Consider the following 26798-nt stretch of genomic DNA (forward strand, 5'->3'; position numbering starts at 1 on the left):
AAACATTTATAATTCATTATATTTGGCAACAGATGGTGCAACATGGGCTACTGCCTTGGGCACTGGCTATACTTGCTAAAACATAAACTTATTTACCGCTACCGGCTAGCCCGCCGGAAACCGAGAAGTTGGACATACCTGATGAGAAAAGAAGAGAAACACAAGCTGATAAACAAACTCAAAAGCCTGGAAAGCTTGAGCACCGAAGAGCGCAGCTACCTAATTGACCTGCTGAACCAGAAAAAGTACGGACTGGTATGGGAAGACAAGCCTGAGGCAGTGGAGGAACAGCTACGCCAGCACTTGCCTGTACTGGAGGAAGTAGCAGCGAAAGCTATTGTAAACGGAGAAGAGCACCCCAACCACATCCTCATAGAAGGCGATAACCTGCACGCCCTAACGGCTCTTACCTTTACCCACGAAGGTAAAGTAGACGTCATCTATATAGATCCGCCCTACAACACCGGAAAGGAAAACGAATTTCGCTATAATGATAAGTGGATTTTGAAAGACCACCCTTTCAAACATTCTTTATGGCTGAATTTTATCTCCAAAAGATTAAGTATTGCCAAGAAGTTACTAAGTAAAACAGGTGTAATGGTAATTCATATTGATGAAAATGAATTTGATGCACTAAACTTATTATTGGAGACAGAGATATTTTCAGAAGAGGATTTTTTAGGTGCTGTTATCTGGAATAAGCAAAATCCCAAAGGTGATGCTAAGGGAGTTGCTACGATGCACGAATATGTCCTCATATATGCAAAAGATAAGCAATCATTTACTGCGCTTGAAAATGCTTTAAGTAGGTCAAAACCTAACGCTGTACAAATACTTAATAAAGCGAAGAAACTATATTCAAAAATTGGCAAAACTGAAATTCCTGATGCCATAAAAGAAGTAATAAAACCCTTCAACTTTTCTAAGGAAGCTCTTGATGATTTTAAAGTCACTTATGATTTAGAGCTTGTTAACAAAGAATTTCAATCCTGGCTTAACCGACAAGATTTTTCTGGAGGTGAGAAAGCATATAAGTTTATTGACGAAAACGGCTTTGTATATCAATCTGTGTCGATGGCTTGGCCAAATAAAGAACAAGCCCCAGATGATTATTACATTCCATTAACCCATCCAATTACAAGAAGAGCATGTCCTGTTCCTTCGAGGGGGTGGAGGAATCCTTCAAAGACAATGGAAAGTTTGCTCGAAAGAAATCTTATCCTTTTTGGAGATGATGAAAGTACACAACCAAGAAGAAAGTATTTATTAGAAGAGAATTTATTCGAGAATACACCCTCGATATATAATAATGGTTCAAGCGATGACGAGTTATTTAAAACTTTAGAAATCGAATTTCCATACCCAAAGCCTGTTAGCGCCTCAAAATACTTTTTACAGGCAATCCATCCTAATCCCAAAATCATCCTTGACTTCTTTGCAGGTTCTGGCACCACATTGCACGCTACCATGCAGCTCAACGCAGAAGACGGCGGCAAGCGGCAATGTATACTTGTTACAAATAACGAGAATAACATTTGCGAGGAGGTAACCTATGAGCGTAATAGGCGCGTGATACAAGGCTATACCAACTCTAAAGGCCAGGAGGTGGCGGGGCTCACCCAAAACAACCTTCGCTACTACAAGAGCGGCTTTGTACCAAGCATGGTTACTGAGCCTCATAAACGTATGCTTACCCAGCACAGCACCGAGCTACTTTGCATCAAAGAAGACTGCTATATCGATCTAACGGAGGCCAACGGCTTTAACCCGGCACAATGCCGCCTGTTCAGCAACGGCAAAGGCAAGCACCTGACAGTGGTATACCACAGCCGCCAGCAAACCGAAGTATGCGAGCAGCTTATAGGCTACATCAAAGGCCTGCAAAGCCTGGCTGAGCCTGTGCGCCTCTATGCCTTCAGTCCTGAGAAAGAAACACTGGCCGAAGACTTCTGGGAGGTAGCCGACAAAATAGAGGCAGTGCCGCTACCAGAGGCTATTTACAATGCCTACAAAGCCACTTTCCGGGTACTGAAGCTGGATAGAAAGTCTCCTACCGCACCGGTAGTCGAGGCTGCCGAAGCAGATTTGTTTGCCACCACCCAAGCCGAAGCCTAAGCATGTATATCCTTAAAGAATTTCAGGAGAAGGCCGTAGATAAATTGCTTTCCCATACCTATGAGGCCTTGGGACAGCCTGCCCGGCAAGTCCCTATACTTTTAGAGGCCCCTACCGGCTCCGGCAAAACCGTCATGATGGCCTCCTTCCTGGAGCGGCTCACCGATGAGCTGCCCCTGCAGCCCGGCCTGCACGACAACGTAGCCTTTATTTGGTTTGCGCCTAACACGCTGCACATCCAGAGTTTCCAGAGCCTGCAGCAGCTCTACGCCGATACCAGCAAGCTCAACTGCATCGACCTGAGCAACCTGAGTGCCAGTCCGGTGCTCCACCCCAAAGACCTGCTCTTCGTGAACTGGAGCAGCGTAGACAGCCTGAAGAAAATATGGCGACGTGAGAACGAGACCAGCACCAACCTGGAAACCCTGCTGGAGAAAACCCGTGCCAACGGCACTAAAATTATACTGGTGATTGACGAAGCACACCTTAGCGCCTTTACAGGAGCTCAGGCCGTGCAGGTGCGCCGTCTCATCAAAGCGGAGATAGAAATCTTGGTTACGGCCACACCGGCCACGCGCCCGCAGCGCAGCGTGTTTATCTCACGGCAGGAAGTGGTAAACGAGCAGATGATTAAAAAGGGTGTGCGCCTGAATATCGGCCTGGATCCCGAACAGCAAAATGGCGAGAACGTGCACGTGCATCTGCTGCGCACTGCTATGGCTAAGAAGGAAGAACTCAAAGAGCTGTATGAAGCCGAGTTGGGGCCGAACAAATTAAACCCGCTCCTGCTCATTCAGCTCCCCTCCGACAACGCCTCCCTCAGCGCAGAAGACAAATCTATACGCGACACACTGGTGGGGCTGCTCGACATGGAGTATGGTATCAGTACCTCCAACGGTAGGCTGGCTGTGTGGCTGTCTGGCGAGAAAGACAAAGACGGGTTAGAAGAGCCCAACGGATTTCAGGATGTGCTGATCTTTAAGCAAGCAATTGCCCAGGGGTGGAACTGTCCGCGTGCTGCCGTACTGGTAAGCTATCGCACCGTGCAGAGCCCGGATTTTGGGGTGCAGACAGTAGGCCGCATCCTGCGTATGCCGCACCAGCGCCATTACCAGCACGACGATCTGAACTACGGCTACGTGTACACCAACATCGAGAGCAGCCGCATCAACCTGGTGCCTGCAGATGCCGATTTCTTTCTGCCGCAGTATGCCGAGCGGGTAAAACAGGAAAATATGCTTTTTGACACGCTTGCTTCGGCTACCATCATCAACGACCGTCCATCCAAAGGTGTGCTGAGCTCTGCTTTTGAGACGGTGTTCTTTAACCTGATGGCGCAGCGTTTTGGGGTAAGGCAACTTCCCGACCTAGACCTGTTCACGCCCCAGGCAGCGGAGCAGATTGAGCAGCAGACTTTGCTCAACAGGGAGGCATTCCGGCAGAACCTCTGGGAGTTTGATATAGATGAGCATCAGATCATAATACCCACCGATATTGAGCTGGACCCTTACGAGGTCAACGCTATTGTGCTGGAGACAAACCAGGTGCAGCGCTTTGCCATTACCGTGGCCGAGTTCAAGACTATGTTCGACCGCTTCTGCTACGACAACATCACCCGCCTGAACCGCTCCAAGAGCTGGAAAAAGCTTCGCGAAACACTCCTGCACTTCGCCGAGTATTACCTGGGGCTTTTTGAAACGGATGCCCGCAAGTTTTACCTGTACCCGCAAAACAAAGCCCTGCTGGTGCCACTCATTGCGCAGGCGCTCGAACGTTTTGAGGCTTGGCAGGCCGCACGAGGAAACGAGCATCGCCGGGTGGAAACTAAAGCCTGGGAAGTGCCGGAGCTACGCTACTACAGCGAGGTTTACGTGCACGCGGATGCGGTGCACCATGCCCTGGAGCCTTTCTTTGAGTACATAAACGCCTCCGATCCGGAGCGGCAATTCAAAGATTTTCTGGCACAGCATGCTAATAATATAGACTGGTGGTACAAAAACGGTGACCAGGGGAAAGAGCACTTTGCGGTGCCTTACACCAACCTACAGGGGGAGCTCGCCCTGTTCTATGTGGACTTCATCGTCAAGTTCAAGTCTGGTAAGATCGGCCTGTTCGACACCAAAACAAGAAGATCTGATCAGGAGGCCCCCAACAAGCACAATGCCTTGGTGGCGTACATGGAGCAGGAAAATGCCACCAACCCAGCTCGCCAGCTTATTGGTGGTGTCCTGATACGGGAAGAGCTTGGCGGCGTGATAACCTTCCGGTACTGCTCCAACAGAATAGAAGATACAAATGACTTAACTGGTTGGAATTTCTTAAACCCTGCCGAACTGGCATAACCCTAAACTGATGGCCCGAAAAGGATTAGATACCACATTTGTGCACTACGGCATCCGCAAAGAGGATGTAAACATGATAGAAGCCCTTTGTACTGAGCATCAGCTCGATTTCGATTGGGTGAAGGAGGAGGTTCTCAAAAGCTTCCACGATCGCAAGATCAGCAATAAGGAGATGGACGAAAAAGCCATTGAGAAAATCATTGAGAAAGCCTTAGCTAAATTGTAGAAGCCATGCTCATCAAGCGTATCAAAGCCCGCAACTATAAAACCTACCTCAACCTGGACCTGAACATAGCTGTGCAGCCAGACAGGCCTATCATATTGATAGGGGGAGCGAACGGAGGCGGTAAAACCACTTTTTTCGAGGCTATTTATGGTGCCCTGTACGGCCTGCACATCAATACCTCCACAGAGTTCAAACAGCTGCTCAATGCCGGTGCTATCGGCAAAGAGGAAGAGCGTATTACGTTGGAACTGCACTTTAGCGGATTGGTAATCAACCAGGAGCAACAGTATGTGCTCACGCGCACCTATGCCCTGAATCCCGAAGGGAAGCCAGTAGAGAGTGTGAAGTTGAACATGAACGGCAGCATTTTCCAATACGGCACGGCTACCCCCTATGCGCAGCGTATGGAGCAGGAAGCCCAGGTAAACAAGATCATCAAGGCCAACCTCCCTAAAGAACTGAGCCGATACTTCCTGTTTGATGCCATGGAGGCTGGGAACCTGCTGAAGGAAGATCAGCTAAACCGGGTGATTCGGGAGAACATCGAAAACGTGATGGGCTTTAACAAATACATGAGCCTGTCCAGAGCGTCTGAAAACCTGCTACAGCAGTATACCGCTCAGCGCCTGCAAATAGAGAACGAGAAAAAGGAATACCTGACCCTGCTGGAGCAGAAGAAAGCAAAGGAAGCTGAGGGGCAGCGTTTACAGGAGCAGTTGGAGCAGGCCCTGGAGTATTCGGTGAGTAATAAACACCTCTACGAGAGCCTGAAGACAGGCATGAACCAGGAAGAAACGCTTAAAAGCAAAATTGAACAGGCGAAGGCACAGGTGGAATCCATTCTCCGGAAGGAAAGCCTGTACCACTCGGAGGTAGATGAGTTTGTCAAAAACATAGAGTCTCATGTGGCGCTTCCGAAGCTGGCAGCATCGCTGAAGCAGGAAATAGCGCTTATTTTTAAGAAGAACACTGAATCGGAGCAGCCTAGTAAAAAGGCGAGTCCCGAACTGGTTGAGAAAATTGTGTCCAAAGTAGCCGACTACCTGCAGCAACAGGAGCTATGGGCCCACTCGCTGTCTGTCAGCGATTTGGTGAGATATGTGATGGCATCTGAAAAAGTAAGCCCGGAAAACAACGAATATGGATTTCTGGAGCAGTCAGAGCTTAAGTCGTTGGAGCAACTGGTTAACAATCCTTATAAAAACCCATTTCCCGCGCTATTTCAGCAGCAGCTCGAACTAAACCTTTCTATACCTCAGATAGAAATGTTTCAAACCCAGGCTGAGCAAATGAAGGCGCAGATTGCCGGAAGCGACTATACTTTACTGAAGCACTACGAAGACAACGAAGGCCGTATCAAGCAACTTGAGCTACAACAGAAACAACTAAGCGATGAGCTGAAGCAGATAGAAAAGCGCCTGCACCAATACGACATCCAAACGGGCCATGAGCCTGACCCTAAATATGATACCCTGCAAAAGCTACGTCCATTCTTTGAGGATACGGCTAACCAGTTACTAAAGGCTAAAAAGCAGCAGATTGAGGCAAAGATGAAAAACGACCTGAACCTTAACCTGGCCGCTTACCGTGATGTGGTTGACAGAGTAGAGCTATCGGAAAATCTGAAAGACCTTACCTTTAAAATTTACCACAAGGCTGGCAACGAGATATACCTAAATCAACTGAACACTGCCTCGAAACAAGTAGTGGTACAGGTACTACTCAAAGCTTTGCACGAATACGGTGACTACGACCCGCCTGTGATGATAGACACGGTGATGGGCGTACTGGACGAGACAAGCCGCACCACGCTACTGGAGAATTACTTCCCACAGCTTTCACACCAGACAATCCTTCTGAGCTCCGACAGCGAAATACGTCCTGAAAAGGATCTGGCTAAAATTGAGGCTTATGTTTCGAAAGTGTTTACGCTGCAGCGGGACAGGGAAGAGCAGTGTACGCAGATTTCAGAGGGTTACTTTGGGAAAACAATAGAGGACTAAGGCCATGATCTTATTTAATAACATCAAAATAGCGGAAGGCATCCATGAGCTTTTAGGCAGCTTAAAAGAGCGTGTGGAGGAGCAGGTTAGCCTAAAGAAGTGGCATGAGCAGAAAGCTGTGTCAATCTCTCAGAACATGTTGCTGCGTGTCAGCTTCATCGCAGGCCTTTCAATGGCTGACAAACGCGAAGAGCAGGAAATACTGGACATGAAATTGACTGCCAACGGCACCATGCATGACACGGTCTTTCAGCGTAACAACTTACAACCCCTGTGGTCGGCGGTGCTCAAGCTGCGGTATCAGCAAACTGATATTGATATTGAGAACCCCAGCACGATGCGCAAAATTGTGAACTATGAGGTAAAGCGCGGAGCGGAGTTCTTGCTTCACGGAGATAACCTGAACAACTGGCTAAACGCACAAGTAAACCAGAATAGCCAGAACGCCTATGGCAGTATCCCAAGCCTAAGCCTACACATCGGCCATTACGAGGACGACTTGGAGGCGCATTTGGACCTTAACTCAACTAATATTGCCAACACGCAAATTTTGATTGCGGGCACCACCGGTTCTGGAAAATCCAATACACTGGCGGTGCTAATCCACGAGCTCCGCTCTATTTCCATCGATACTTCTTATCCGGTTAATTTCCTGCTCTTCGACTATAAAGGAGAGTTTTCGGATCCGGCCAACAACGATTGGCTGCAGCTTTTTGAGGTGGACAGAACAGCTATCCTGGACCCTATCGTATCTCCCCTACCCTTCAACCCTTTTAAAGATTTTAGGGGTAAGACACAAAATGAGATCAACCTCTACTCTACCGAACTATCCAATGCCTTGATGGCCATTGATAGCGCTCGTATCAGCGCCAATATGAACAACCGCCTGGCAGAGGCTATCATCAAAGCATACAAATTGAACGGCAATGCGCCTATTGATTTTGAGCAGATACTGAAAGCCTACAATAGCCTACGCCCCGACAAAAAGCAGGATGAAGATGATAGTATCAGCTCTGTGCTGAAACAACTGATCCGAAGTAACCTTTTCATAAAAGAGGATCGGCTAGACCTGGTGCAGGAAAGCCTGATTATCAAAATGGATGGCTTTCCAAAGGAGGGACCTATTGCGAAAGCCATAGTTTACTTCATTATCTCGAAGCTTAATACGCTTTATGAGAAACTCCCCAAACAGGCAGTAGAGAATGACCTGGTGGAACTTCGGCATTTCACTATCATTGATGAGGCACATTACATGCTGGGCTTTGATAACAAACCTCTCCGTGACCTGATTGCGGTTGGCCGTAACAAAGGACTAAGTATTATACTTGCTACACAGAACATGGATAGCTTTAAGAGCGAGCACTTTGACTTCTATGCCAATGCGCAGTACCCGCTCATCATGAAGCAGCAGTCCATTAATGATGGGGTTATAAAGGATCTTTTCGGGGTGTCTGGTGGTGAGTTCCAGGAGATAAAGCAAGCCATATCCGGGCTTCAAAAGGGAGAGATCTTACTGAAAAACCCAACTGCCATTGCGCTTGGTATGGGCAAAAAGTATAAAAAGATTAAAGTAAGTCACCTTATTTAAGAATACTGATTTCTCAATTTAACCAAGTGGCAGCCAACAGGTTTTCCTGTTCCTATTGAAGTAGAGATAAAAGCGGTTTTATAGTAGGATACGACAGCCTACCCTTATTTGGTCGAGCCAAAACTAATGAAGCGGATTATTTCACGTTGATCAGTTCCCTTAGACATCGGTTTGATCTGGAGTGTTTTTGGGAGCTGGAGCAGTATTGGCTGCCAGGTTAAAATGCGAATGTTATGATGCCCTCCCTACCCATTGTTATCAGGTGCCCCAAGTGTGGGAACCAGATGAAAAAGCAGGTCCTTTACTCTGGCAATACCTTTGGCGCTGCTTACTATACTGATGGAAAGATGGAAGCACCGATGCTCCCGGAGCTCCCGCAGATCACTAAGTGCCCAGCCTGTAAAGAATTGTTCTGGATAGATGAAGCGGAAGAAGTAGGCGAGTACTTTCCTATGCCTCTGCTTCCCGGTGAAAAGGAAATTCCCTCAGTGCGGTTCCTATCCATTACGGATTACGACAAAGCACTAAGGAGGAAGCTTAGCCGCAGTAAGGAAGATGAGCTATACCTGAGGAGACAGTTGTGGTGGAGATTCAATGATCGTGTACGCCGAGGTAAAGCCTTGGTGAACTCACCTCGGGAGGAGAGGATATGGAAAACAAACTTGGCCCTACTGGAGGGTATCTTGGATGATAATGACCCTGAGCAGCGGATCATGAAAGCAGAGGTGCTTCGCCATCTGGGCTTTTTTCTGTTGGCATCGACTAAACTTGAGTTTGTTAGGGATGAGCAGTATAAGCAGGTTGTGGATATAATAAAGCAAGCTTGTAAAGAGCAAAAAACGGAGGTCTTAAAAGTAGAGGATAATTAGGCACAAGATCGGCTTTTGCCTGGGTGCCAGCTTTTAGGAAATAGTTGAAGGAAACATGGGAATATATGATTTTGTACTCTTAAAAGAGGGTGATAGCAACCGCTATGTAATGGAAGCAGAGCACTACTTCCAGGAAGGGAATGACTTACAGTATAAGCAGAGGAATTATACAGCAGCGAGCGAGTCTTACCTGAAGGCGATTCAGTTGAGACCAGATTACATCGAGGCGTTGAACAATCACGCCCAGAATCTCAGACTCAATATTAAGAACTATCAGGAAGCAATTATCTACTATACAAAAGTGATCGAGCTCAATCCAAAGCTAGAAGACGCCTTTTATAGAAGAGGGCTTTGTAAAGGGCTTTTGGGGGATCTTATTGGCCAGATTGATGACTATTCGAAAGTGATAGAGCTTGCTCCCACATCTGATAATTTTGTCTCAAGAGCGCTTATCAAGAAGAAAGCCAAAGACTACACCGGTGTAGTAGAAGATTGCAGTCAGGCAATTTCCTTAAATGATAACAGCTCATATGCCTATCAATTTAGAGGAGAGGCCAAAGCCGAGTTATATGACTTTAAGGAAGCCATTGCAGATTTGGAAAAAGCCATCGAAATAGAAGAAAGTAAAGCTAAGCGGGATCCAGCATACAAGCCCATGCTATTTGGTGCATTAAAAAGCTGTGCAGAAGCAAAATTCGCAGTAAATGACTTTCAGGGCTCATTGGATGGTGCCACGAAATTAATCTCTCTTTTCCCGAGCCACCCTTTGTCCTATGCATTAAGCGCTAGAGCCAAAGAAAAGCTAGGGGATACAGATGGCTATAGTAAAGATATGTCAGATTTCAAGCACTTAAATGAGCAACACGTGAAGAAGTATGGGGTGTCATTTGAAAAATGAAAAAGTATCTCAGCTCTCCTTCTCCCCTCTTGGGCTTCACAAGTTTTTAAATGAAAACACATTTATCTATGTGAATTTTTGTGTATAACACTTTATAAATGTCCGTTTGTAAAATGTTATAACTAACTTTGACCCGAGTTTCACCTATATAATAAGGAGTAGCGAAGATGAAGTACGTGGCTTACTACCGGGTCTCCACAAAGAAGCAAGGCCAGAGTGGGCTGGGTCTGGAGTCACAGCGCGAGATGGTGAAGGGCTTCCTCAAGCCCGGCGACACACTACTTGCCGAGCACATTGAGGTGGAGAGCGGCAAGCGCAACGACCGTCCGGAACTGGAGGCGGCCATCGCCCTGGCCAAGCGGGAGCAGGCCCAATTGCTGATTGCCAAACTGGATCGTCTCAGTCGTAACGCCGGGTTTATCTTTAAGCTGCGTGACAGCCACGTGGACTTTCTTGCTGTGGATATGCCCGATGCCAATACCCTGACCATCGGAATCTTCGCCGTATTGGCCCAGCATGAGCGGGAGTTAATCAGCTCCAGGACCAGAGCCGCGCTCCAGCAAAAGAAGCTACAGGGCTTTGCCTTGGGTACGCCTGAGAACCTGACCCAGGGAGCCAGGACAAAAGGACTTCAGATACGGCAGGAGAACGCAGCATCGCACAAAGCCAACCGACAGGCCACGGAACTGATCCAGATGTATCGGGAAAAGGATATGACCTATCAGCAAATTGCTGACCGGCTTAACAGCCATGGCTTCACCACCCGCAGGGGGAAGAAGTTCTTTGCCATCACCGTTCAGCGGCTTCACATCCGACAAGGGCAGCTTCAAACGGATGCCCTCACCAGCGTAGTTTAGGCTTACTATATTTATATTGAAAGTGCTTCATCTTTTGTATCTTATGTGGCATAAGAGTTATTACCCTATCCTCCTCCTATGCAACATGTACATATTTTTCTGGACGAATTCGGAAACGCCAGCCTAAACCTGGATAAAGCCGGTACCTTCTCCCATTTTGTTCTGACAGCTGTTCTCCTGGATGAGACGAAGCTGGAGCAGGCCCGGCTGCTAAGGGATACGATCAGCCAACGCTTCTTCCAAGGCCAACCCATCAAGTCCAGCCGTATCCCCAATGATGAGAAGGGCTTCCGAAAAAGATTGGAGGTATTAAGGGAGCTGCGCCAGTTGGACTTTGTGGTGCTGGGGATGGTCATCAACAAGAGCAAGCTGGAGGGAGCAGGTTTTGATTATAATGATGTGTTCTATAAATACTTCAACAGAATCTTTCTCAAGCAGTTTCCCAAAAACTTCACTGCTTTTTCGATTCATGCCGATCAGCTTGGCTGGCCAGAGTTTCGGCGCAGCCTGCACCATTACATTGAAACTAAGGTTATCCAACGGGATCTGTTTACACCGGAGCGCTCTTATCGCCTGGTGGAGGATAAGGCAGAGGAGCCCCTGGTGCAGCTGGCAGATTTTCTTTCTGGCTGCCTGGGCAAGATTTACTGCACCAGTCACAGCCATGAAAAGGCATCCGCCCTGTTCGATCTGCTGCACGACCGTACGTTCATTGATTTTTTCCCTTTTGAAAGAACAGACTATCTCCTCTCCCCTACTCCCGAAGACCGGCAGAAGAACCACCTTATACGAAGAATAGCCTCGGAGTCCGCACAAGAGGCACTCTCTGGCAGAAACAGCCTTTCGGAGGAGGCGCTTGCCGTGTTGCAGTACCTGTACCTGATGTTCCGCACCGCTCCTGACCGCCTCATCGAGAAACGGGAGATCATCGATAAGCTAAAAAGAAGATTTCCGACTTTTTCGGAGCAGCAGCTGCGGGTTTGTGTCCAACACCTGCGCGACAACGGGGTGCTGATCGCAAGTATCCAAGGTAAGTCAGGCTATAAGCTTCCTGACGGCGTGGAAGATATTGCTGGCTTCTATAACCGTTACCTCAACAGCATTGTTCCGATGCTTAACCGCATCAATATCTGTAACCGAAAGTTGATGGTGAATAGTGTGCAGGAGGTGGATCTGCTTCAATCAAACTCTGCTTATTCGCTTTTGCATGAGCTGATCAAAACACTGGATAAGGAGAAGCATGCTTCTTTAATGGAGGCTCAGCGAAGCCTTTCGTTTAGATAAGGCTCAATAATATAATTACTTATGTTCAGTGACTATCATCAAGACTAGAGACAAAGCACATAAGTAATATTTAATAGATAATGAATAATAATTATTACGCATTAAATATTGAACTATATATAATAAATATTATTTATTTCTTTTATTTAGATGCTTGACTATAATGTATAATGCCAGTGGTCTAATAATAGCTTAAGATTTATTGGTGCAATGATTCCCTCCTGTTATTAGGAAGACTTTCTTCGCATTGTTTCTGGGAACTGTAGGGTTTGACAAAGAGTCTTAGCTATCAGGTCTGCTTGCCTTTTAATAACTGTTTTAAGCAATTTTATTAGTATGAACTCAATAACGCTATTATAAAGTTAGTCTGCCGGACCTTCAGAACATTGATCAACTCTTTGGGTATGTAATTTATATTTCCTTGAGAATAAAAATGTCTCCGTAAACCTCCTTTGGAAAATATTTCTTACTTACCTCGCACTGTGATGCTGCTGTTCACAGCCTCCCATCTCAGCACGTGCCAAGCGGAATCGAAGTCTTCATCGCTTATGGTTAATAATGAACTGTAATTCCCATTAAATGGCCCTCTGATGAACAGTTGCTCTTTTGCAAGGTACTCCCCTTCTTTCCAGATAGCCTCTACGTCATTTATCCATACCAGCCATTTGACATGCTGTCCGTCTTTGGGTAGGGTGTTTTTGCCTAACTTTATCTTTGGCATCTCTGGTATCACAGAATTTTGGTACCACAATACGGACAGTAGCAATGTATAAAAATGGCTTGCTGATGTTGTTCCAACCCCTTGAGATGAACGTGTAACTCTGAGAATGTCACCGCCTTGACTTCTTGCACCCCCCTCTCGTTCTCGCATATGAGAAGTTCTGTTGGCACAGTCACCTTCACAACATTCTTGCCTTTCATAGTAAGTTCCCGCTCTATCTGCTCTTTGATTTCCCTAATGCAATTACAGTTCATGGTATCACTGTTAGATTTAACAACAGAATAATTTACCGCTATCTTTAGTTTGCATCAACTTATTTACATGAACAAAGTGCCTTTTTTGATGAACTGCTTCCAGCCTTAGATGACTCTAGTTTAGATATGTTAGTGATTAGCGGTCTTATGAAAATGTAGGAATTTGAGACAGAAGTGAAAGGATAATTTAATTTGTATAAGTAACAATATAATGTTACATTTGATAAGCCTATTTTGTATACCAGTACAGGCATTATCTTGAGTTAGCATGAACAGAGTAAAAGGCATTTTACAGAACGGGACCACGATCATACTGGAAAACTATGACCAGAGCAACGTGGACGATATGTACTTCATCAAAGCCATAGAAGCCACGAACCAACGCAATCACAGAACTATAGCAGAGTACTTCAACGGACTGATCAGAAGCCTGGAGACAGTGCAGCAGGAGGTCAGGGAGCAGAAAGTACAGCAGCTTTTATCTCAGTACAGAGACAGGCCTGTGGTATCGGAAAAGGTTCGCCAGGAACGGAGGGAGCAACTCGGGCAGACAAACCACATAGCTGCTTGCGAGGGCTACGAGGAGGAGGAACTCAACAAGGTGCTGGACGAACTGTATATCAACGGGCAAATTACGCCTGAGGAGATGAATGAGGTGTTCAACTTAAAGTATCTGTAATGAACGACAGGTACTGCTATCCCGGCACCAGTGTGCTGATCAATCATTTTGACATCAGGGACGCAGCTAAGTTAAGCAAATTAGAGCTCACTCATTGGAGGCATAATGTATTGGCTTTGCCTGGTAAACTGCCCAGCCAGCTAAAGTTTAATTTAGTGCTTTGGCAGCTGATCCACAAGGAAACCTTTGGCACCGTCTATCCCTGGGCAGGGGAGCTACGGAGTGTGATGATCTCCAAAGGCAATGCTGTACATGCCGCGCCACGTATGATTGAGCCCTATGCCAACCACTTACTCCAGGAGCTGAAGGCAGCGGGGTATTTAAAGGGACTGGATAGGGAGCAGTTCCTATTGAAGGGATCTTATTTTTTTGAGGAACTGAATGCCATTCACCCCTTCCGCGAGGGAAACACCAGAACACTAAAGGTTTTCTTTTCCCTTTTGTCCCGACAGGCGGGGTATGAAATAGACTGGCGCAAGGTTTCGGCACAGCAGTACCAACAGGCAGAGCAGGCATCTTTTGCCGCAGGAAACAAAGGCCCCTCCCCTTTTTACCCGCTGTTTAAGGAGGCCCTTGAGCCTGTCGAGTTATCAAATAAGCAATCTATCAGGTTCAAACTATGAGTGAGAACAACCAAGGCGAGACATGCGCAGCGTGTGATCCTAAGACCCACATCAGCGCAGAGGTGAAGGCTATGTTTAAGGAGACAAACCTTACCTGGGAGAAGTTGGCAGAGCTGGATGAGGGCGTTGGCCGTGGGAAGGGGAGCTATAGGCAAACCTTTTTGGCAAGGCTTATCAAAGCCCAGGAAACGCTGCAGAAGGTCGGGTACAGCATCCGAATCGAGAAAGGTTAGTTCTGTAAAGACTTATATTTTGTACATTGTTAACTTTGAAAAAATTTAACTTACCCAAAGATTTTTACCAACCTGTTCCTTATAAGGACGAGGAAGGACTGTACCAGTGGCTGAGTTGCCAATTCGTACCTGTATTTTAGTAACTTATGCAACACGAGAACAAACCCTCTGAGGCCCTTTTAAGCGATCCGACCTACTTCCTGAGTAGGATTGACAGGAGCGTAGCCGATAACATCAGAGACATTGAGAAGTCCTTTGATGAAGATGCCGGTATTGTGAAAGATTTCATCGTCTTCATTTCGAGGAAAATGAAAAAGGACCTTTTCGGTTTCACGAGGTTCACGCTTTCGGAGTTCTGCAAAGAGACTGGACGTAACAAGCAGACTTTATGTGAGGTGCACCCCAAGTTCAAAAATAACCCCAAAGCGGAAGTGCCGGAATATTTCGGTCACAGGTTTGAGACAACCTTTGACTATGCCTTATTCCACATGCTGAGCAATAACATCATCTTCTCTCGTTCCTACGAGTATAAGCATCAGGATAAGGTGATAGAGCTGAAGAACTTTGCCATTCTCAAGGATATTAAGGTTAGCATCGACAGACATACCAACACCATCAAGATTTACGATGTCCGAATATCGGATGAGCTTATGGAAGGGTTTTTCCGCAGGTACTATACCATCGACACCAACGGCTATAAGCATGTAGGAAAAGGGCGTGGCGGCGACGGGCGCAAGAGCCTGTACATTTTCCTTTACAAGACGCGTCACCAGCTGCTTAGCTCAGGTAAACGCATCACGAAGTTGCCTATAGATCTGTTGGCCTCGGTTGCCCATATTGAGTCAGAGGAACCTCGGTTCAAGAAGAAAAGTGTGAAGAGGGTGCTGGACTACATTCGGGAGAAGGGAAAGCTGCCTTTCGACTACACCTTTGTTCAGGGGGATCCAACGAAAAAGTACCAGGAGCTCTACTGGGTTAGTCTGGACTTCTCCGTATACCACGAGGTGATGGAGGCGAAGGAGGATCATAACTTTTACATTGCTCTGCTGGAGCGTATGCGGGATCTTTTCCAACATACATATGGGAATCATGTCCAGATCACAGGAGAGAAAGATACTTTTCAGCGTTGGCTGACTAATTCGGACGCAGACCTGACACACAAGGCAAATGAGCTTTGCAAAGCATACTTTAAGGTGCACAACAAGGATATCACATTGGCAATGGCGAAAAAGCTTATTCGGGGAGGTCTATTCTCCGACGATAATTAAAAAGCTGTTCAAGTATTGTCACGCAGGGCAAAGCTAGAGTCCGGATGGAAACTCCCTACATTGTCCTCAGAAGGACTTTAAGCAAGAGTTCCAGCCTGTTATTCAAGTATTGCCACGCATACGAAACATAAAGAGCCAATCTAATATATGGATGAGATATGACTTTTGCAAAATACAAGCTTGGAGAAGATGTAGAAGTAAGCGGTACGCTCACAGGATTAGGTGACCAAAGAGGCAGTGTTATCGGAGTAGTGTATGACAAGCTGAGCAGTCAATTCTTCTATAACGTGCAATGTGGAGAGAATCGACATTATGCGCAGGAACGATTTGTCTCTACTGTACAGAGACTTAATGAAGGCACTTGAATAATGATGATAGAAATTCCTTGCGAATGTCTCCAGCATGCTACAGGTGTTCTTTCTGAGGGTATCTGGACAGGTTGCGTTACTGCAAGCCATATGAAGCCGCGGGTTTAATGTATCGAATCGATCTTTTACCTTATGGATGGCTTCTTAAGCCAAAGGAATATCTACTATTCAAGTATTGCCACACTCTTTCAGAGCCGTTCAAGTATTGCCTCAGTAGCCGGAACCGTTCAAGTATTGCCACAACCCATTCAAGTATTGTCTCAAGTCGTTCAAGTATCGCCACAAATTGGCTATTTCCCTCAATAATAGCTGTTTTACCTGCTCAAGTATTGTCTCAAGCCGTTCAAGTATTGCCACGCTTTTCCAAAGCTGTTCAAGTATTGCCTCAGTAGTAGTAGGTCATTCAAGTATTGTCACACCCATAATGCAGCCCATTTGCTCTAATCCGTGCAGCCGTTCAAGTATTGCCACTAAATATATATACTTCTATATACTTCCTTATAGATAGTAATTTGAAATGTCGGAGGGGTTCGTGAACAATAAAGATTTAACAAAAGGGAAGAGAAAGAGACTTGTGCGGCGAAAATTACACAATTTCTTCACAAAAAAGGATAAAACATATACAGTGCTTTAATGACTAGCTATGAAGCCTAAAGATTCCATATACAGGGCTGCCAAAATTAATTTAAAAGTATAAAAAATAATGTATACACAACGTAACTTTATGTATACATATCGTATATATTAATATATCTTTTATATTAACCCCTTTAAATTTTGTGTGTATGGAACAGACTTCAACAACCGTCAGCCAGATTGCAGAGGTAAAGCTCAGCTACCATCCCCAGGTGAAGCCCTCCGAGCGCCCACAGATTACGAGTTCTAAAGACAGTTACACTTTCTTCCTACAGCTATGGGATGAGGGCAGCATACAGTTCCGCGAGCAATTTAAGGTTATGTTATTAAGCAGGGCAAACAAAGTGCTGGGAATATTTGAGGTTTCTACCGGTGGCGTGGCCGGTACGGTGGCAGATCCCAAACTTATCTTTGTCGCTGCGCTCAAGGCCAATGCCAGTGGGATCGTTTTAGCTCATAATCACCCATCGGGCAACTTAAAGCCTAGCAGTGCAGATATTAGCCTTACTAAAAAGGTGAAGGAGGGCGGTAACTTACTTGATATTGCTGTTCTAGATCACATCATCCTTACCAATGAGGGTTATTATTCTTTTGCAGACGAGGGACTTTTATAAAAGTCCCTTACTCCTTCAAATCTCGGCTGTAAACCAACCATAGCGGCCCGCCTGACGGCGGGTTTTCTTTTTTTCTTTCTGTAGTAATGCCTGTTCTACAATACCATACAAGCAATTTAGCGCTAACATAAGGGGAAATAAAAACTCTATTTTGTGGATAAATTTTAAATACGAAATGTAACTAAATGTATACATTTAGTATATATTAATATAAGTTTTGTTTAACCTTCTTAAGCTAAAAGTTATGAACGCTTATCAAAAATTCATTCAACTGGCAGATCAGGTAACAAATGAGGTCATCGAGCAATTAGAACAAGGCCAGGTATTCTGGAGAAAGCCATGGACATCTTACGGATTGCCTAAAAACTATGTATCTGGCCGCTATTATGAAGGCTTCAATGCTTTCTTTCTGAACTACCTGACTGATAAGAAAAGCTTTAGGACGCCCTATTTTCTTACCTATAAACAGGCTAAAGAGCTGGGCGGGCATGTAAAGAAGGGAGAGAAAGGAACCCAGATCATCTACTGGAAAGTTTACGCCAAAAGTGATACTAGTGAGGATAAAGGCACTTCAGGAGAGACAGAGGAGGTGTATCAGAGAAGATTTATCCCCTTTATTTGGACGGTATTCAATATTGATCAAGTGGAAGGAATCGAGTTTGCCCTCCCTTCTGTTCATGAGCGTACCGATCTGCAGGTAATAGAGGCTTGTCAGGAGGTGGTGGATCAATACCCTATGCCACGCCCGAACGTTCTGCACGGAGGCTCCCAGGCCTACTATGCGCCTTTTAATGATACGGTACAGATGCCGGAGCTGAGCAGCTTTGTTTCCTCTCAAGCTTATCACGCGACTTTGTTTCACGAACTGATTCACTCTACAGGCCATCAAACCAGGCTTAACCGTTTTGCTGATGAAGAGAAGGCGGCCCGGTTTGGCGACATAAATTACTCTAAGGAGGAACTGATAGCCGAAATGGGAGCAAGTTTCCTCAACGCCTTTACTGGTATCAAAGCGGAGGTTTTTGAAAACTCGGTGGCTTACCTGCAGGGATGGGCGAAGAAGTTTAAAGACGATAAGACCATGATCATCTATGCAAGCACAAAGGCTTTTAAAGCGGCCAGCTATATCCTGAACCTACAGGCAGAAAGTAACCTGGGGGCACAAGCAACAACTATGGCAGCATAGCCTTTAGAAAGATCTTGTCTGGGAGCCAGGCAAGATCTTTCATTTTTAATACTGAGCGGGTCGCCATGGCAGAAATTTGGAAGTCGAAATTCAGCCATGGCGACCCGCCTTCGGCGGGATTCCTTTTGCTGTAGTATCTTTGGGTTAATTGCAAGGATGAGTTCAGCTGATTACTCATCCTATAGCTGCAATATTTAATAATTCTTAAATCTTATCTTTTTTAACATAACACCAGTTATGGAAGAAACCCGCCCCAAACGCTGGAATCGAAGGGTAAGGTTTTGGTACTTTCGCAGGGCAGGAAATTATCTACCCACTTCTTTATATAGTAACTATATATATATTATATTCGATGGTTAAGCGATACTTAAACTTCAAAAATTATGTATTATCACAATATTATTTATCAAATAGCCTGCAGAAGATGTAAGTCTTTAAGACTCCCTGAAACAACAAATTTTTGGTCGGCGATAAAGATTGATGAAATGACTCGTGATGAGTTAATTTCCAAAATGAACAACTTCAAGAATCACCAATGTGAGGAATGTGGTGAAACCGGAAACTGGTCAGTTTTCAAAATACAACTAGATGATAATGATGAAGTAACTGACCAGTATAAGATTAATATTTTTAAAGAAAATGGCAAAATATATGGCCAGCCAGAATCTGGATATTACTCTCGAGCTCAAATAGGTTCTGCAATCATGGAGATAAGGGATAAAATAGCAGAGCTTCAAAACCATAACTTCCCTTCTAATTCAACAGGTTCTGCATTTATTATGGTAGACTTTCTGAATAGAAAACCATACGTTAGAGTATCAGTCTTTGATATTGATGGTCTTTCAATGAAAGAAGTCAGTATGTTTATTAATGCTATGGTAAGTAATATTAAAAATAATTAGCTCCCCGAACCGACCTCTTTGATATCAGCGTGTGGAGCGTTGCGTTATACTACTATCATGTTAGATAGAGCCCGTTTTAAGGGCTGTTATATTTAAAACAGAGTGTAACCTATTAGGCTACGCTCTGTTTGCAGTACGTCTACTATTCTTCTCTCAATAGTAGTCTGTAGGAGGGGCGCCACATGAAGCAGTAATCCATGATGGCCTGTTGAGCTTCCTCTAGTGACGAAGCAATTCCAATGATAGGGTACCGGAGACACCCTCTCCTAGTCTCATAAATCTGCCATTCATAGGTACAATCACCCCTGTTGTAAAGCAGTCCCATCAAATTGTTCTCTTTGTTGCTCAGGTTAAGAAGCTTTACCAACCCCCTGTTTGGATCTCTGTCCGAATTCTCAATGAATTTCCATTGCGCTGTCATAAGCTGTTAATTTAGTTGAACTTATATTAATTCAACCTAGAACAACGCCTATATAATGTCAGTTATAATTGTTCTCACAACAGGTATTAGGATCTCCTACGAGGGGAAGCTGCCCAATGTCTATATGTTTTTAGTTAAAGTATTCTATGATTTTATTCCATGAATAGCCGGTGTTCTCAATATCCTCCCTGTTTGCTGCAACAATTGCAAAATAATTATTAAGATCAGGATAGTAAGAGAACCTAAATACATTACCGTTAGCCTTACACCTGAAGTATCCATCATCTACTGGCTCTGCAAAAGCTCTAAAGCCTATTGTACAATCATATACTTGATTAGAAAAACCTTCCGAAACCAGTTCATATGCTATCCATGGGCCATGAACTGTTCTCATATATAAAGCTCGGATAGAATTATGTAGAGCTGAGGGGTTGGGTCTATGGCCCCTTAGCTCTACAAAGTGAACCTTTGCGAAGTATAATTCATCATTATTTGGCACTTCACGACTTGGAATATCTGCAAAATTACTTGAGTCTAATTCTTCAACAACTAGGTTATAAGGTTTTAAATATTCTCTGAAACCAGAAAGAGTATTAATCTCCTCGATATCTCTCGATGTAAATTGAATAAGTGTAGAAATGTTTTTGTAGTCCATGCTAAAGTAGTTAGTTATATTAAGATATAAATATAAACCAATTCATATATAATCCTGGTGATAGGCTATATAGAAACATTAAAAAGAGTTAGATACCTTTGGAAATAAAGTAGCAACTTTTCATCAAACACACGAGTAGCGATACTTTGGCTGGGACCCGATCAGATAGGTCAACAGCTTATACCCACCTTTCCTTAAAATAACCTTTCCTCTAGCTGAGCGAAGCGAGTTGTAAAACATTTAGCACGCGTGGACTACATATTTTTAGCTGCTCCTGTTTATCATAAAGTTGCTTATGAGAATTTGTACCTCTACTTTATCTAAATATGCTTGTTTTTATTCTACCCATTTCTCCAATCTTATCAAAGGCTTGACGAACACTGCAGTTGCTTTTTGAGAGTACTTGTGGCTTACAAGAGCATCTAATCTTCCTCCCTCCTACTACTATTGTCTTGATTGCTCTTGAGGAACAAGTACAAGAAGAATAGACGATAAACTTATCAAATACTTTTAGTATCAAATTGTATATGTTACGTATATATTTGTAGGCATCTATCCTTAGATGTTTTATCTTAAAATAAACCACCAGTATTCGTTAGTTATAGGACAATGCAAATTGAAGATAAGAGCCCTAAGTTTGAGTTAGGTAAGCGTATGCTCGAGAATGAGCAGCTGACTTCCCTTTCTGAGCTGTTTGATATCGTGCCATATACTCCCGTGGCCAAAGCACTAGGTGTAAACAACCAGCGACTGCGAAACAAGATTGACGATCCCCGTTCCTTCCGCGTAAGTGAGGTGCTGGACCTGGCGGTACTACTGGATGTCGATGCGATCAAGCTCTTTGCCTTACTTCAAGAAACGATCAAGAAATCGGTACCTGCTGAAGGATAACTAAATGATAGCTTCACAAAGCACAAGATGCTAAGCTTTTATTGCCTACTTTTCTATTAATCAACTTCTAGCTTGTTCTCCTATGAATCTATATGAGTTCAATAGTATTCTTTCACTTAATGACAGGGCACAGGCGGTATGGGATGAGGGGCAGTTTCTTTCAAACCGCCTTGATGGAGAGTACAAGGTATGCCTATACTACATGGGTGATTTTTTTGCAGAGGTTTGGATAAGTTCATGTAATAGCGATAGTAGTATTTGCCACGTGCGGGCTTTTAAGAGCCGAAGGCTTCTGGAACCTTACCTCTCCCCTATTGACCTGTCTACCCTTCTCTGACTCTTTCTGCTTTTCGTCTCAAACCATTAACTTGGCTATTAAGCTGCTTGCCTTAAAATGACAAATATTAACAGCCGTAAATAATAATTATTATTTAATATGTATTAGATAATATGTGATAATTATTGCTTATTAAACTTTAGATAATATATAATAGTTAATAAATATATTGTCGCTGAATTTAGCGCCTGGAGCTTTTTATTGTAATGAGTAGCTATGATCCATACTCCCCTGTTTCTCCCTAGCTTACACCATGCTCCATCTTTGTAATCTTATCTCTTCCTAGCTCCTTCTCCTTGTATTATTTGCCTAGAATTCTTTCTTTTGGTGTATGGTGGGCTTTGTATTGCAAGATGTGTTTTGAGTCCCTCAAAACCTCTTGCCTTGCTTTCAGCGTAGCTATCAGCAAGGGGGAAATCCACTCGCAACTCGTGTCTTTTATTGAGCAAAGAATGTATGGAAGATATTAAGAAAGCAAAGGGAGGGCGTCCAAGACTATCGCCTGAATTAAAGAGAGCCAGACAGTTAAAGCTGACCTTTTCTGATAGCGAATACAGGCAACTGGAGGCTGAGGTGACGGCTGCAGGGCATGAATCATTGTCTGTTTACCTGCGGAAGAAGGCGCTGGCGCAGCCTGACGATTTTATTGCTAATCCTAAAGAGTTAATCGCGGTTTTGGATAGGCTCGGCCCAGAGATCAGCAGGGTTGGCAACAATATAAATCAGGTAGCCAGGTATGTCAATTACCTGAAGGCAAACAATATGATAAACCTGCAGTTTCTTGCCGATTTTAACAGACACATGATAGAGTTTAGTATCATAGAAAAAGAATTGGTCAAGGCGCTTCGCTCTTTTCTTCGGATTGCTGCTGCAAGGTTTAAAAAGTTTAAATAATATTTATTATTTAATAAGTAAGAATTAATAAGTAAGAATTAATAAGTAAGAATTAATAAGTAAGAATTAATAAGTAAGAATTAATAAGTAAGAATTAATAAGTATTAACTATTAATTCTTAAGCTTTATATTATAAATAACAAATAATGATTATTAAGTAAAATGTAATAGTTTAAAATTGTTAAATAATATATAGTAACTTTTATGTTAAAGTTATTATTTGTTATATTTTTGAAGCGTTAATGAGTGGGCTATGATCGTGAAAATCCTTTCTGCCGCTGCCGGGTTCAATGGCGTTGTTTACAATGAAGAGAAAAGAGCACAGGGTGCAGCTCAGCTGCTCAAGGCTGAGAACTTCGGTTTCTTGAACCTGGCAGCGGGAAGCTTGAAGCAGGAGGATTACATCAGGTACATGACGTTGGTGGCAAACACTAACGAATCCGTGCTAAAGTCCCAGTTCCATGCCATTATTTCCTGCAAGGGAAGGGAGAAGGGTGCGGGGGAACTCCTGGAAGTCGCGGAGCAGTACCTCCAGCGCATGGGGTACCATGATAACCCCTACCTTATCTACTTTCATTCAGATACTGCGCACAACCATGTACACATGGTGTCTACCAGGGTAAGCAAAGAGGGGAAGAAGGTGAACGACAAGTATGAAAACGTGAGGTCTCAGAAAGTGATGCAGGAGATTCTGATGCAGGATGTGGCATACGAGGTAAAAGCATACTTGACGAAAGCGCTGGCATATGGATTTTCCTCAGAAGCTCAGTTTAAGTTGCTGTTCGAAAGAGAAGGCGTGAAAGTCACGGAGAAGGATGGGCAGTATCAGCTCATTAAGTACGGTTCAGTGGTGCATGTCTTTGCAAGCAAAGAAGTTGCTGACAGGATAGCGAAGTATAAAGCACCAGATACGCGTGTAGGACAGCTGAAAGCCATATTCCGCAAGTATAAACGAGGCCTAACGGTGGAGCAGTTCTCCGGGCTATTAAAAGAAAAGCTCGGGATAGAGCTGGTGGTGCACCAGGCAAAGGGGAAGAGCACTCCCTATGGCTACACCATTCTCGACCATGCCAGCAAACAGGTGCTGAAGGGTTCCCAGGTGATGAGGCTCGACGAGCTGCTTTCCGGTGTTAACAGAGAAGAGAAAATACAGGCTGGACGGGAACTCATAGCCAAGCTTTCTACAGACAGGGGGCTGTGTTACACTGGTTTTAAAAGACAGCTGGAGACAATAGGACTCCTTGTCAACAAAAAGGGAGAGATCCGCATCAAGGGAGATGAAGAAGGCAGCATCCCTGTTCTGGTGCTTGATAAGGCGCATGTCAGGGCGCTGCTTTATCAAGAAAGGCTGCAGGAGGCGCGGCAGTACGCTGTGACGAGCGATAGGGATATGAGACTGCTTGCCAGGCTGTTTTTTGTAAAGCTGTCGGATCTGTCGGTTGCGAAGGCTTCTGACCCTCTGGAGAAGGAGGTGGTGGCCGCCAAGCTGCACAGCGGCCTTGCCAGCGGCAGGCCGCTGCAGGAAATACTGGACAGTTGCGGCTGGAGCATCGCTCATGCAGACGGAAAGCACTTCCTGGTTGATCATCAGCAGAAACGGGTATATGCCTGGGCAGATCTGACAAAAGAGAGGCCTGACTTTCAAGCTGTGCAGGTTGTTGAGCTTGATAAGGGTAGTGATCGGGCGAGAGAGGAAAGGCTGCAGGACGCATGGACCCAGTCTTCCAGGGCCATCGGTCAACTGGCGGCTTCCATGCTTTACCTTATGGAGTCAAACCTCGGGTCTGATCAGGGAGAGAATAGGAAGAGAAAGAATCAACGAAAACGATAATACACATAGACGATTAATACATGAAAATTGTAGTAGCAAACCAAAAAGGAGGGGTAGGCAAGTCCACCACCTGTATACTGCTGGCTAACTATCTGGCCTTAGAGAAAAAGGACAATGTGATCATCCTGGATATGGACTTTCAGGACTCCATCTACTCCAGATGGGAGAAGGAGAAGGAGCTATATGCCAATGACCCACTGTACGAGGTTATCAAGATGGAGGTAGAGGAGTACCCGAAATACAAGGTGCATATTGATAGTCTGCAAGGGGGGCATGTTATTATGGACATGCCTGGCAGGCTGGATACGAACGAGCTCATTGCTGTATACCAGGACGCTGAAGTAATCGTCTGTCCGTTCGCCTATGAGAAGATGACTTTTGAGTCCACCATGTTCTTTGTTCAGGTGGCCAAGCATGTTAACCCACAGGTAAAGATCGTGTTCCTGCCAAACCGCCTGAAGTCCTCCGTGAACTATGAATTGAAAGCTGCAGTAGATGAGCAGCTGACGCAGTTCGGCACTGTAGCTCCGGCGCTGCCAGACCGGGTAGGATTTCAACGCATAGATACCGTATCGATCTCTTCGGATATCCGAGGGGTGCTCGACAAGTCTTTTGGGTATATATATAATGAGTATTTGGAGACAAAATAGAAGATTCTTCAAATAAATTTATATTAATATTCAATAATTGAAACATTATAATCAAATAACGTATAATATTCATGTCTACAGCAGGTAACAAAGAGTTTGACATCAAGAGCTTTAAGCAAAGCATAGGACAGGCTCCCCAGCAGAAAAATGCAGAAGAGAAAGCTGTTCAACCAGTTCCTGAGAAAAGAGAAGAGACGGCGCCCGCAGTTTCAAAATCGGGCAAAACCGGTGAAAAGCCTAAGGCTTCTTCTAACGCTACAGCAGGCAAAAAGCAGGAGGCTCCTTCCTCGAAAATGACAGGTGCAAAGGCTTCGGGTAAAGCAGCGTCAGGTTTAAGCTTTGAGCAACTTCTTGCTGAACTCGATAAGGCGAAGGAGGAGTTTACCTTTACCTCCAAAACAGTCTATGTGGACGTGCATATACATGAAGTGCTAGACCTGCTGAAGAAAAAAGGAGGGATTAAAATCAATGTGCTAGCAAGCTACCTGTTTGCTAAATTCATTGAAGAGCATAAAGAGGAGATTCAAAGGCTCCGTGATAGGACAGATAACAAGTTCTTGAACTAAACTGAGTCTATAACATTAGGCAAAAAAAGTATATAAATAAATAATCTAATCTTAAAATATACGTATAAGTATAAAACTGTATTTCATATCGATTATATAGTTAAAGTAGGAATGTCTAGTTTGTAAATCGATGTTTTAACTTAAATTATATAGCTATGTCTTGGGGCGTTTTCTTTACTACGGTAGCAGTACTCTATGTGCTTTATTATGCAGGTAACCTGTTATTTGACCTGTACCTTCGAAATGCAAAAGGCGTAGCCGCAGATATGGTGGCCCAATACAGTGTTTCAGATTTAGTAGACACTACAGAGGCACCCCAAGACATTGTGGACGAGGATTACCTGGAGGAAGAATTCGAGGAGAATTATGAGGATTACGAGCAGGAGGAGCAACCCTTGGATAGCGGTCTCCAAGAATATCCTATTGCAGCCGACGGGCATGCCTTTGCGCACCAGACGGCCTCTGAGAATAGTGTCGCCATGCCCGTGATAGGGCAGGGGATACCCCTAGAGGAGTTCCTTCAGAACGCCAGGCGACTTTCAAACGCAATACCTTTTTCTTCATAAATTTTTAACTCAATGACAGAGATTATGAAAAAGTTACTTGCTATGCTCGTGTTGGTAGTCCTCGCTGTCCCATCTTCCTTTGCTCAAGGGGCCGGAGGCATTGATGCCGGAGCCTCTGAACTCCAAACGTACATTGACCCTGTAGGCAACCTAATCCTGGTCATCGGAGCTATTGTTGGCCTGATTGGGGGAGTTAGGGTGTACATCAAGTGGAACTCCGGGGACCAGGACACACAAAAGGCTGTCATGGGATGGATGGGGTCCTGCGTATTCCTGATGGTGGTGGGGGTAGTGATCAAAGCCTTCTTCGGCTTGTAAGCC

At 44.7% G+C, this 26798-nt stretch carries 25 protein-coding genes; 23 read left to right on the forward strand and 2 right to left on the reverse strand.

All coding sequences use genetic code 11. The annotated features are described in order from the left end of the window. Positions 1 to 141 precede the first annotated feature (141 nt). The 9 genes from DP923_RS15980 (at position 142) to DP923_RS16020 (ending at position 12182) form a co-directional block, all read left to right on the forward strand. A complete protein-coding gene (locus DP923_RS15980; protein WP_165838218.1) occupies positions 142 to 2115 on the forward strand; it encodes a site-specific DNA-methyltransferase in 1974 nt (657 codons plus the stop codon). A gap of 2 nt (positions 2116 to 2117) precedes the next feature. Then, positions 2118 to 4457 (forward strand): DEAD/DEAH box helicase, encoded by a 2340-nt coding sequence (locus DP923_RS15985; protein ID WP_112306899.1) that lies wholly within the window; start codon positions 2118 to 2120, stop codon positions 4455 to 4457. A 10-nt stretch (positions 4458 to 4467) separates the two neighbouring features. Further along, entirely contained in the window at positions 4468 to 4683 is a 216-nt protein-coding gene (locus tag DP923_RS15990) for a DNA modification system-associated small protein (protein ID WP_112306900.1), read from the forward strand. A 5-nt stretch (positions 4684 to 4688) separates the two neighbouring features. Continuing rightward, positions 4689 to 6686 carry an AAA family ATPase gene (locus DP923_RS15995; RefSeq protein ID WP_112306901.1) on the forward strand — a complete coding sequence of 666 codons (1998 nt, stop codon included), beginning with the start codon at positions 4689 to 4691 and terminating at the stop codon, positions 6684 to 6686. Between the two features lie 4 nt (positions 6687 to 6690). Then, complete coding sequence (locus DP923_RS16000; RefSeq protein ID WP_112306902.1) at positions 6691 to 8274, forward strand: ATP-binding protein; 1584 nt, start codon at positions 6691 to 6693, stop codon at positions 8272 to 8274. A gap of 233 nt (positions 8275 to 8507) precedes the next feature. Next, positions 8508 to 9143: a hypothetical protein gene (locus DP923_RS16005; RefSeq protein WP_112306903.1), complete on the forward strand. Its 636-nt coding sequence runs from the start codon at positions 8508 to 8510 to the stop codon at positions 9141 to 9143. Between the two features lie 55 nt (positions 9144 to 9198). After that, entirely contained in the window at positions 9199 to 10041 is an 843-nt protein-coding gene (locus DP923_RS16010; RefSeq protein ID WP_112306904.1) for a tetratricopeptide repeat protein, read from the forward strand. 167 nt (positions 10042 to 10208) lie between these two features. Then, complete coding sequence (locus DP923_RS16015) at positions 10209 to 10898, forward strand: recombinase family protein (RefSeq protein WP_112306905.1); 690 nt, start codon at positions 10209 to 10211, stop codon at positions 10896 to 10898. A 78-nt stretch (positions 10899 to 10976) separates the two neighbouring features. After that, positions 10977 to 12182 carry a DUF3800 domain-containing protein gene (locus tag DP923_RS16020; protein ID WP_112306906.1) on the forward strand — a complete coding sequence of 402 codons (1206 nt, stop codon included), beginning with the start codon at positions 10977 to 10979 and terminating at the stop codon, positions 12180 to 12182. Between the two features lie 466 nt (positions 12183 to 12648). Here DP923_RS16020 and DP923_RS16025 read toward each other — a convergent pair whose 3' ends face one another. Further along, positions 12649 to 12903, reverse strand: coding sequence for a hypothetical protein (locus DP923_RS16025; protein ID WP_125047765.1), 255 nt, complete (start codon positions 12901 to 12903; stop codon positions 12649 to 12651). A 522-nt stretch (positions 12904 to 13425) separates the two neighbouring features. Between DP923_RS16025 and DP923_RS16035 the strand changes: the two genes are divergently transcribed. The 7 genes from DP923_RS16035 to DP923_RS16075 all read left to right on the forward strand — a co-directional run bounded on the left by DP923_RS16035 (position 13426) and on the right by DP923_RS16075 (position 19666). After that, positions 13426 to 13836, forward strand: a complete 411-nt coding sequence (locus DP923_RS16035) for a hypothetical protein (RefSeq protein ID WP_112306909.1) — start codon at positions 13426 to 13428, stop codon at positions 13834 to 13836. Beyond that, on the forward strand, positions 13836 to 14459 hold the full coding sequence (locus DP923_RS16040) for a Fic/DOC family protein (RefSeq protein ID WP_112306910.1): 624 nt from the start codon (positions 13836 to 13838) through the stop codon (positions 14457 to 14459). Before DP923_RS16035 ends, DP923_RS16040 begins: the two co-directional genes overlap by 1 nt. 71 nt (positions 14460 to 14530) lie before the next feature. After that, a complete protein-coding gene (locus tag DP923_RS16760; RefSeq protein WP_165838219.1) occupies positions 14531 to 14692 on the forward strand; it encodes a hypothetical protein in 162 nt (53 codons plus the stop codon). A 146-nt stretch (positions 14693 to 14838) separates the two neighbouring features. After that, positions 14839 to 15960, forward strand: coding sequence for a hypothetical protein (locus DP923_RS16050; RefSeq protein ID WP_112306912.1), 1122 nt, complete (start codon positions 14839 to 14841; stop codon positions 15958 to 15960). Positions 15961 to 17113: 1153 nt separating this feature from the next. Then, positions 17114 to 17578 (forward strand): JAB domain-containing protein, encoded by a 465-nt coding sequence (locus DP923_RS16055; protein WP_025603952.1) that lies wholly within the window; start codon positions 17114 to 17116, stop codon positions 17576 to 17578. Positions 17579 to 17822: 244 nt separating this feature from the next. Further along, entirely contained in the window at positions 17823 to 18764 is a 942-nt protein-coding gene (locus DP923_RS16065) for an ArdC family protein (RefSeq protein ID WP_112306914.1), read from the forward strand. A 383-nt stretch (positions 18765 to 19147) separates the two neighbouring features. Then, positions 19148 to 19666 carry a hypothetical protein gene (locus DP923_RS16075; protein ID WP_112306916.1) on the forward strand — a complete coding sequence of 173 codons (519 nt, stop codon included), beginning with the start codon at positions 19148 to 19150 and terminating at the stop codon, positions 19664 to 19666. A 551-nt stretch (positions 19667 to 20217) separates the two neighbouring features. On the opposite strand, the gene DP923_RS16085 is transcribed toward DP923_RS16075, so the two are convergent. Continuing rightward, positions 20218 to 20742 (reverse strand): hypothetical protein, encoded by a 525-nt coding sequence (locus DP923_RS16085; protein WP_112306918.1) that lies wholly within the window; start codon positions 20740 to 20742, stop codon positions 20218 to 20220. A gap of 609 nt (positions 20743 to 21351) precedes the next feature. On the opposite strand from DP923_RS16085, the gene DP923_RS16090 reads away from it, so the two are divergent. From DP923_RS16090 to DP923_RS16120, 7 genes are all read left to right on the forward strand, one after another. Next, positions 21352 to 21633 (forward strand): hypothetical protein, encoded by a 282-nt coding sequence (locus tag DP923_RS16090; RefSeq protein WP_112306919.1) that lies wholly within the window; start codon positions 21352 to 21354, stop codon positions 21631 to 21633. 793 nt (positions 21634 to 22426) lie between these two features. Beyond that, positions 22427 to 22864, forward strand: coding sequence for a plasmid mobilization protein (locus DP923_RS16095; protein WP_112306920.1), 438 nt, complete (start codon positions 22427 to 22429; stop codon positions 22862 to 22864). Between the two features lie 253 nt (positions 22865 to 23117). Continuing rightward, positions 23118 to 24695 (forward strand): relaxase/mobilization nuclease domain-containing protein, encoded by a 1578-nt coding sequence (locus DP923_RS16100; RefSeq protein WP_112306921.1) that lies wholly within the window; start codon positions 23118 to 23120, stop codon positions 24693 to 24695. 20 nt (positions 24696 to 24715) lie between these two features. Further along, complete coding sequence (locus DP923_RS16105) at positions 24716 to 25345, forward strand: ParA family protein (protein WP_112306922.1); 630 nt, start codon at positions 24716 to 24718, stop codon at positions 25343 to 25345. Between the two features lie 71 nt (positions 25346 to 25416). Continuing rightward, positions 25417 to 25911, forward strand: coding sequence for a hypothetical protein (locus DP923_RS16110; protein ID WP_112306923.1), 495 nt, complete (start codon positions 25417 to 25419; stop codon positions 25909 to 25911). Positions 25912 to 26066: 155 nt separating this feature from the next. Then, the gene (locus tag DP923_RS16115; RefSeq protein ID WP_112306924.1) at positions 26067 to 26477 is read left to right on the forward strand and encodes a hypothetical protein; all 411 of its coding nucleotides are present in this window, start codon (positions 26067 to 26069) and stop codon (positions 26475 to 26477) included. A 24-nt stretch (positions 26478 to 26501) separates the two neighbouring features. After that, positions 26502 to 26795, forward strand: a complete 294-nt coding sequence (locus DP923_RS16120; protein ID WP_025603778.1) for a DUF4134 domain-containing protein — start codon at positions 26502 to 26504, stop codon at positions 26793 to 26795. Positions 26796 to 26798: the final 3 nt, after the last annotated feature.

This window comes from Pontibacter arcticus, assembly GCF_003284895.1.
Taxonomy (GTDB): Bacteria; Bacteroidota; Bacteroidia; order Cytophagales; family Hymenobacteraceae; genus Pontibacter; species Pontibacter arcticus.

Coding starts and splice junctions, on each gene's coding strand:
- DP923_RS15980 (WP_165838218.1), top strand. CDS start 142: ATGAGAAAAGAAGAGAAACACAAGCTGATAAACAAACTCAAAAGCCTG.
- DP923_RS15985 (WP_112306899.1), top strand. CDS start 2,118: ATGTATATCCTTAAAGAATTTCAGGAGAAGGCCGTAGATAAATTGCTT.
- DP923_RS15990 (WP_112306900.1), top strand. CDS start 4,468: ATGGCCCGAAAAGGATTAGATACCACATTTGTGCACTACGGCATCCGC.
- DP923_RS15995 (WP_112306901.1), top strand. CDS start 4,689: ATGCTCATCAAGCGTATCAAAGCCCGCAACTATAAAACCTACCTCAAC.
- DP923_RS16000 (WP_112306902.1), top strand. CDS start 6,691: ATGATCTTATTTAATAACATCAAAATAGCGGAAGGCATCCATGAGCTT.
- DP923_RS16005 (WP_112306903.1), top strand. CDS start 8,508: ATGATGCCCTCCCTACCCATTGTTATCAGGTGCCCCAAGTGTGGGAAC.
- DP923_RS16010 (WP_112306904.1), top strand. CDS start 9,199: ATGGGAATATATGATTTTGTACTCTTAAAAGAGGGTGATAGCAACCGC.
- DP923_RS16015 (WP_112306905.1), top strand. CDS start 10,209: ATGAAGTACGTGGCTTACTACCGGGTCTCCACAAAGAAGCAAGGCCAG.
- DP923_RS16020 (WP_112306906.1), top strand. CDS start 10,977: ATGCAACATGTACATATTTTTCTGGACGAATTCGGAAACGCCAGCCTA.
- DP923_RS16025 (WP_125047765.1), bottom strand. CDS start 12,903: ATGCCAAAGATAAAGTTAGGCAAAAACACCCTACCCAAAGACGGACAG.
- DP923_RS16035 (WP_112306909.1), top strand. CDS start 13,426: ATGAACAGAGTAAAAGGCATTTTACAGAACGGGACCACGATCATACTG.
- DP923_RS16040 (WP_112306910.1), top strand. CDS start 13,836: ATGAACGACAGGTACTGCTATCCCGGCACCAGTGTGCTGATCAATCAT.
- DP923_RS16760 (WP_165838219.1), top strand. CDS start 14,531: ATGTTTAAGGAGACAAACCTTACCTGGGAGAAGTTGGCAGAGCTGGAT.
- DP923_RS16050 (WP_112306912.1), top strand. CDS start 14,839: ATGCAACACGAGAACAAACCCTCTGAGGCCCTTTTAAGCGATCCGACC.
- DP923_RS16055 (WP_025603952.1), top strand. CDS start 17,114: ATGGAACAGACTTCAACAACCGTCAGCCAGATTGCAGAGGTAAAGCTC.
- DP923_RS16065 (WP_112306914.1), top strand. CDS start 17,823: ATGAACGCTTATCAAAAATTCATTCAACTGGCAGATCAGGTAACAAAT.
- DP923_RS16075 (WP_112306916.1), top strand. CDS start 19,148: ATGTATTATCACAATATTATTTATCAAATAGCCTGCAGAAGATGTAAG.
- DP923_RS16085 (WP_112306918.1), bottom strand. CDS start 20,742: ATGGACTACAAAAACATTTCTACACTTATTCAATTTACATCGAGAGAT.
- DP923_RS16090 (WP_112306919.1), top strand. CDS start 21,352: ATGCAAATTGAAGATAAGAGCCCTAAGTTTGAGTTAGGTAAGCGTATG.
- DP923_RS16095 (WP_112306920.1), top strand. CDS start 22,427: ATGGAAGATATTAAGAAAGCAAAGGGAGGGCGTCCAAGACTATCGCCT.
- DP923_RS16100 (WP_112306921.1), top strand. CDS start 23,118: ATGATCGTGAAAATCCTTTCTGCCGCTGCCGGGTTCAATGGCGTTGTT.
- DP923_RS16105 (WP_112306922.1), top strand. CDS start 24,716: ATGAAAATTGTAGTAGCAAACCAAAAAGGAGGGGTAGGCAAGTCCACC.
- DP923_RS16110 (WP_112306923.1), top strand. CDS start 25,417: ATGTCTACAGCAGGTAACAAAGAGTTTGACATCAAGAGCTTTAAGCAA.
- DP923_RS16115 (WP_112306924.1), top strand. CDS start 26,067: ATGTCTTGGGGCGTTTTCTTTACTACGGTAGCAGTACTCTATGTGCTT.
- DP923_RS16120 (WP_025603778.1), top strand. CDS start 26,502: ATGAAAAAGTTACTTGCTATGCTCGTGTTGGTAGTCCTCGCTGTCCCA.